This is a genomic window from Nonomuraea sp. NPDC049637 (assembly GCF_040675235.1).
Lineage (GTDB): Bacteria > Actinomycetota > Actinomycetes > Streptosporangiales > Streptosporangiaceae > Nonomuraea.
In genome coordinates, this window is record NZ_JBFAOM010000037.1 from 88,094 (window position 1) to 94,751 (window position 6,658).

Consider the following 6,658-nt stretch of genomic DNA (forward strand, 5'->3'; position numbering starts at 1 on the left):
GTCTCCTGGTGAGGTGCTTGTTCCGATGGGCTCAAGTCTTCCGTCCTGGCGGGCCGGGAACATCGGCCACCTGGCAGAGATGCCGCCGAACCCCTGGCCTATTTGCTGGCATACTTCGGGCGATGTCTGATGTCCGTCATGTTCCGGCAGAGTTGTCGTCGTTCGTGGGCCGGGCCGAGGAACTGGCGGCGGCCGGCGAGGCGGTGGCGGCCGGGCGGGTCCTGACCCTGACCGGGCCCGGCGGGTGCGGCAAGACCAGGCTGGCGATGCGCCTGTGCCGGGCGGCCGCCGGGGCGTGGCCGGACGGCGTGTTCTGGGTCGGCCTGGAGCAGGAGACCGACGGCGGCCAGGTCGGCCGCCGGATGGCCGCCGCGCTGGACGTCCCGCTGCCCGCCGACCGCGACCCGGTGCCGGTGCTGGCCGCCGCGCTGCGCGAGCGCGAGCTACTCGTCGTGGTCGACAACTGCGAGCACGTGCTGGACGACGCGGCCGGCGTCGTCGCGGCCGTCCTGGCCGAGTGCCCGCGGGTGGCGGTGGTCGCCACCAGCCGGTCCAGGCTCGGCGTGCCCGGCGAGCGGGTGTGGCCGGTGCCGCCGATGAGGCTGGCCGACGCGCTGGAGCTGTTCCTCGAACGCGTCCGCGCCGGCGCCCCTGACGCGGCCGCCCCCGCCGCGGCCAAGGCTGCCGAGTCGCAGGCCAGACGGATCTGCGACCGGCTCGACCGGCTGCCGCTCGCGCTGGAGCTGGCGGCCGGCTGGGCGGGCGCGTTGTCGCTGGCCCAGATCGCCGACTCCCTGAGCGCCCCCTACACCCTCCTGGACGGCGGCGCCCGCACCACCCCCTTCCGCCAGCGCACCCTGCAGGCGTCGATGAGCTGGAGCCACGACCTGCTGGACGACGACGAGCGGGTGCTGTTCCGGCGCGCCGGGGTGTTCGAGCCGGGCTTCACCGCCGACGCCGTCACCCGCCTGGCCGAGCTCGGCGGGCCGAGCGACGGACGCCTGCTCAGGGCGCTGCGGGGGCTGATCGACAAGTCGCTGGTCGTGGCCGACACCACCGGCCCGGTGGCCCGCTACCGGATGCTCGGGGTGGTGCGGGCGTACGCGCTGGACCGCCTGGCCGCGGCGCGGGAGGAGACCGCCGCGCGCGACCTGCACCTGGACGTCCACGCGTCGTTGCCGGCGGAGCTGGCGCCGCTGCTGGAGACCGACAAGGACGCCTGGCGGGCGCGGCTGGGCGCCGCCTACCCCAACGTGCGGGCCGCGATCGAGTGGGGGTTGTCCCGTCCGGACCCGGCGCTGGGGCGGCGCCTGGCCGCGGACTGCGCGTGGTTGTGGCACCTGGAAGGGCGCGGCGCCGAGGGGGCCGCGCTGCTGCGCCGGGCCGCGGCGCTCGGCGCGGACGAGCGCAGCCCGCTCCAGGCCCGGGTCCTGGCGGCGCTGGCGCTCGTGCTCAACACCGCCGAGCCGGGGATCGAGGCGTTCGAGGTGGCGCGGGCGGCGCGGGAGCTGGCCGAGGCGACCGGCGCCCCGGAGGCCGCCCGGCCGGCCGGGCCGCTGATCGCGCTCGGCCTGCTGGCGACGGGCCTGCCCGAGGCGCTGGCCGAGGCCCGCGCGGTGCGGGAGGAGGCCGTCCGGGCCGGGGACGGGTTCGTCGCCGACAGCGCCGAGGCGATCATCGGCCTGGTGCACGTGCTCGGCGACGACTACCGGCCGGCGATCGAGTGCTTCGAACGGGCCGTGGAGCGGCTGGTCGCGCGCGGCGACCGCGGCGTGGCCTCCTTCGCGCTGGGCTGGTGGGCGCTGGCCGCCGCCCGATCGGGCGCGCTGAAGCGGGCCGCGGAGCTGGCCGGACGGGCCGTCGCGACCGCGGAACCGCTGCGTGACCTGCACTGGACCGGCTCGGCCCGGGTCGTCCTGGCGGAGATCCGCATCCTGCAGGGCCGCCTGGACGAGGCCGCCGCCGCCCTGGAGCCCGTGGACCGGCTGATCGACGGGCTCGGGCGGCTGCCGTTCATCACCGGGTGGGAGCGTTGCAAGGCGATGCTCGCGCTCGGGCACGACCGCCCGCGCGAGGCGGTGGAGTGGTGCTGGCGGGAGGGCCGCTGGCAGGAGGAGCCGGACGCCGCCTGGCTGGCGCCCGACACCCAGCTCGTGCTGGCGGCGGCGCTGCGCCGGTCGGACGCGGAGGCGGCGGCGGCGCGGCTGCTGGACGCCCTGTCGCGGTCACCGGTCACCTGCCGGATGCCGCGCGTGCGCGCCGGGGTGCTGGACGAGCTGGCGCTGCTGTCCCACGACAGCGACCCCGAACGCGCGCTGCGACTGCATCACGAGGCGCTGCGCATCCACGCCGACCACGGCCTCGTGCTCGGCCTGGTGGCCGGCCTGGAGTCGCTGGCGCTGCTCGACCTGCGGCGCGGCGCCGTCAAGACGGCCGGGGTGCTGGCCGGGGCCGCCGCGCGGGCCCGCGCCGAACTCGGGGCCGCGCCCCGCCCCCTCCCGGCCGCCGACGGCGAGGAGGGCCGCGAACTGCGCGCGGCCGTCGAGCGGGGACGCGCGATGGACCTGGACGCGGCGGTCGCGCACGCCACCCGCGCGCGGGGGCCGCGCCGCCGGCCCGAGTCCGGCTGGGAGAGCCTGACCCCGGCCGAGCGGTCGGTGGCCGGGCTGGCCGCCGAAGGGCTGTCCAACCCCGAGATCGCCGCCCGGCTGTTCGTCAGCCGGGGCACGGTCAAGACCCACCTCGCGCACGTCTACGCCAAGCTCCAGGTCGCCAACCGCACCGAGCTGGCCCGCGCGAGCGCCGCCCGGCCCGCCGGCGAGGGGGACGAGGTCAGGCGTCCGGGTTGAGTTCGCGGCGGATGGCCTGGCTCGCCGCGCGGTGCTCGGCCGCGGCGGCCGGGTCTCTCTCGTCGAGCACGGCCGCGATGCCCTCGTGGGCCAGGGCCTCCTTGTGCCGCGCGCCCACCCTGGGCGCCAGGTCGAGGGCCTGGCGGTGCAGGCGCAGCGCCTCCTCCGGCAGGCCGGCCAGGCGGCAGGTCTCGGCGTAGCCGTAGAGGAAGTGCACCTTCCAGTGCTCCTCGAACAGCTCGTCCAGGAGGGCGAACGCCTGCCGGTGGCTCTCCAGCGCCTCCTCGTGGCGGCCCATCTGGCGCAGCGCGACGCCCAGGCAGTTGAGGCACCACGCCTCGTTGTGCTTGTGGCCGTCCTCGCGGGCCAGCTCCAGGGCCTGGCTGAGGTGCTGCGCGGCCTCGCCGGGCTCCTCGTGGACGATCGCCATGCCGAGGGTGATCCGGGCGGTCAGCGTGGCCGGCCAGCCGGGCTCGCCGTGCGTCTGCGCCAGCACGTCGCGGGCCAGCCGGGCCGCCTCCTCCCGGCGTCCCAGTTGCAGCATCGCCCACGCCTCGTCGGCGCCGGCGTGGGCCACGCCCGTCGGGCAGCCGGCGTCGGCGTACAGCCGGGCCGCCTGCCGGAAGAGGTCGAGCGGCTCCTCGACGTGGCCCTCGTCCCAGCTCAGGTAGCCGCGGCGCATCATCAGGTCCGCCGCGGAGCGGGCGTCGCCGGTCTGGGACACCAGCGGGGCCGCCGCCTCGTACGCGGCCCCGGCCTCGGCCATGCGGCCCGCGTTGTAGCGGGCGAAGCCCAGGTCGCTGTGCGCCTCGGCGAGCTGCCACGGGTCGCCCAGGCGTTCGGCCGCCGCCAGCGAGCGTTCGAAGAGCACGTTGAGGTGGGTGGTGCCGCAGCGCCGGGCGAAGAACGCGCGCATGAAGCGGGGCAGCTCGCACGCGTGCGCGTCGGCGCCGGTGGCGACCGCCACCTCGAAGGCGCCCATGAGGTTGGTGTACTCCGTGACGAACCAGCCCAGCGCCGCGTGCTTGCCGCCGAACGCCGGCAGCGCGGCCGGCGGGCTGCCCGCCGACGCGGCCCGGCTGCCCGACTCGTACGGCATCGCGGCGTCGGCGGCAGCCGCCGCGTGCACGTAGTAGTCGAGCACCCGGCCCAGCGCCTGCTCCCGCTCGGCCGCCGAGTCCTGCTCCTCGGCGGCCCGGCGCGCGTGCTGGTGGACGAGGTCGTGCAGCGTGTACCGGCCGGGCGCGGGCTGCTGGACGAGGTGGGCGTCGAGCAGGTCCTCCAGCATCGTGCGCGCGTCGCGCAGCGGCACGCCGGCCAGGGCGGCGGCCACGTAGTCGTCGAAGGAGGACCCGGACAGCAGGCCCAGCAGCCGGAACAGGCGGCGCTGGGCCCGGTCGAGCTGCCGTACGGACATGGCGAAGGCGGTGTCGAACTCGCTCGGCCCCTCGGCCATGCGCTCGACCAGGATGCCGACGGTCCAGCCGGGCCGGTGGCGCAGCCGGGCCCCGGCCAGCCGCAGGGCCAGCGGCAGGTGGCCGCACAGCCGCAGCACCTCGGCCGCCGCCGCCGGGTCCTGGGCCAGCCGCCCGTCGGGGCCGCTGGGGTCGCCGCTGGCGCGGGCCAGCAGCTCGGCGCTCTCCTGCGGGGTGAGCACGTCCAGCGAGACGGGCGGCACCTCCTCCAGGCCCAGCAGCCGGTTGCGGCTGGTGATCAGGGCGACGGACTCGCCCGCGCCGGGCAGCAGCATGCGGACCTGGTCGGCGCCGGCGGCGTTGTCGAGGACCACGACGGCCCGCCGTCCGGCCAGCTCGGCCCGCCAGCAGGCGGCCAGCGGCTCGATGCCGCCCTCCTGCGGGATCTTCTCCGAGGGCACGTCGAGCGCGGCCAGCAGCGACCGCAGCGCGGGGTCGGGGTCGAGCGGTTCCCGCCCGTCGGTGAAGCCGTGCAGGTCCAGGTAGAGCTGGGCGTCGGGGTAGTCGGCGGCGAGCCGGTGCGCGGCGTGCACGGCCAGGCACGTCTTGCCGACGCCCGCCATGCCGTCCACGGCGACCACCCGGCTCTGCGCGACCGCGGCGAGCACGGCGTCGAGATGGGCCGCGCGCCCGGTGAAGTCCGGCACGTCGCGCGGCAGGTCGTTGCGCGGCGGACGGGGAGCGCCGGCGGGCGCCGAGGGCGGCTGGACCTGGCGGCTCGCCTTGGGCGGCGCCGGAAGGGGGTTGGCCGCCCGGTCCCACAGCGGGCGCAGCGGGCGCGGGTCGCGCTTGACCAGGCGGCACAGCTCGATCACCGCGGCCCACGGCGGCACCGACTGGCCGCTGAGGTAGCGGGACAACGACGACGAGCTGAGGCCCGTCTCGCGGGCGAGCGCCCGTACGCCGTGCCCGGAGAGCTCCTGGAGCAGGCGTAGCCGGGTGGCCAGCTCGTCCTGGGGGTCCGCCGTCTGCTGTCGAGTCACGCGTCCTGCCTCTCTGTCCCGTCGCGGAAGAAACTTACCGGGACGAATCACCGCAGGCCAACGGCGTTCCGACTGTCCCACGGTGTCCCACGGGCATCGTCGCGGCGGGCCGGCTGCGCTGAGATTAGGTCACGCCCCGGGGGACGGGGCGCCGACCAGGGAAAAGGGAGAAACCACCATGCAGTCCCGGATGAAGAACCCGGCCTACGTTCTGCCCGGCGCGATGCAGTCGATCCAGGAGCTGTTCAAGGCGGTGCACTCCGGCGGCGTGGACGCCGGCACGCTGGAGCTGGTGCACCTGCGGATCAGTCAGATCAACGGGTGCAGCGCCTGCGTGGACGCCGGCGTCAAGGGCGGCCGCAAGGCCGGGGTGAGCGAGGACCGGCTGGCCACGGTCGCCGCCTGGCGGGAGGCCCCGTACTTCACCGAGGAGGAACGGGCGGCGCTGGAGCTGGCCGAGGCCGCCACCCGCCTGGCCGACCGGCCCGACGCGGTCAGCGACGAGATCTGGGACCGGGCCGCCACCTACTACGACGAGAAGCAGCTCGCCGCGATCGTGCTGATGATCGGCGTGACGAACCTGTTCAACCGGCTCAACGCCACCACCCGGCAGATCGCCGGCGCGTGGGGCTGAGCGGCACCACCCATAAAACGGTCAGTACTAGCATTCACCCCACACAGAAGGAGATTCACCATGAGCACCACCAAGAACACCGCCGGGTCCGACAAGGGTTTCGAGGGCTTCACCGAGGACGAGCGCGCGGCGATGAAGGCGCACGCCAGCGAGCTGAAGAAGGCCGCGCGGCGCGGCGGGAAGGCGTCGGCCGCCGACGGCGAGCGCGACGTGCTGGAGAAGATCGCCGAGATGGCCGAGGACGACCGGGTGCTGGCCGAGGCGGTGCACGCCATCATCAGGGCCGCCGCGCCCGACCTGACGCCGAAGACCTGGTACGGCATGCCGGCCTACGCCAAGAACGGCAGCGTCGTGTGCTTCTTCAAGCCCGCGGCCAAGTTCAAGTCCCGCTTCGCCACCCTCGACTTCAACGACGGGGCGACCCTGGAGGACGGCGCCATGTGGCCGAGCGCCTTCGCGCTGAAGGAGCTGACCCCCGACACCGAGGCGCGCATCGCCGCCCTCGTGCAGCGCGCCGCGGGCTGAGCCCCCGCCGGACCCCTGCGGTCCTGCTCCACCGCGGCGCGCCGGACCCTGCACCGGCCCGGCGCGCCGCAGTGGAGCAGGGGACCGTCAGACCTCGTCCACGCTGCTCGGCTCACGCCGGGACAGATCGATACCGAGTTCCTCCGCCGCGCGGAAGACGTCCTCGTCGGTGTCGCGCATCTCGATGGACAT

4 protein-coding genes are annotated in these 6,658 nt (G+C 75.9%); 3 read left to right on the forward strand and 1 reads right to left on the reverse strand.

All coding sequences use genetic code 11. From position 1 onward, the window contains the following. Positions 1–122: 122 nt before the first annotated feature. Complete coding sequence (locus AB0J71_RS37175; protein WP_364418653.1) at positions 123–2,849, forward strand: LuxR C-terminal-related transcriptional regulator; 2,727 nt, start codon at positions 123–125, stop codon at positions 2,847–2,849. On the opposite strand, the gene AB0J71_RS37180 is transcribed toward AB0J71_RS37175, so the two are convergent. Next, complete coding sequence (locus AB0J71_RS37180; RefSeq protein WP_364418655.1) at positions 2,833–5,307, reverse strand: tetratricopeptide repeat protein; 2,475 nt, start codon at positions 5,305–5,307, stop codon at positions 2,833–2,835. The genes AB0J71_RS37175 and AB0J71_RS37180 overlap by 17 nt on opposite strands. Before the next feature lie 178 nt (positions 5,308–5,485). Between AB0J71_RS37180 and AB0J71_RS37185 the strand changes: the two genes are divergently transcribed. Continuing rightward, positions 5,486–5,941: a carboxymuconolactone decarboxylase family protein gene (locus tag AB0J71_RS37185; RefSeq protein WP_364418657.1), complete on the forward strand. Its 456-nt coding sequence runs from the start codon at positions 5,486–5,488 to the stop codon at positions 5,939–5,941. Between the two features lie 60 nt (positions 5,942–6,001). After that, positions 6,002–6,466 (forward strand): DUF1801 domain-containing protein, encoded by a 465-nt coding sequence (locus tag AB0J71_RS37190; RefSeq protein WP_352330113.1) that lies wholly within the window; start codon positions 6,002–6,004, stop codon positions 6,464–6,466. Positions 6,467–6,658 lie beyond the last annotated feature (192 nt).

Excerpts from the sequence above, each read along its gene's own strand:
- AB0J71_RS37175 (WP_364418653.1), top strand. The coding sequence starts at position 123 with ATGTCTGATGTCCGTCATGTTCCGGCAGAGTTGTCGTCGTTCGTGGGC.
- AB0J71_RS37185 (WP_364418657.1), top strand. The coding sequence starts at position 5,486 with ATGCAGTCCCGGATGAAGAACCCGGCCTACGTTCTGCCCGGCGCGATG.
- AB0J71_RS37190 (WP_352330113.1), top strand. The coding sequence starts at position 6,002 with ATGAGCACCACCAAGAACACCGCCGGGTCCGACAAGGGTTTCGAGGGC.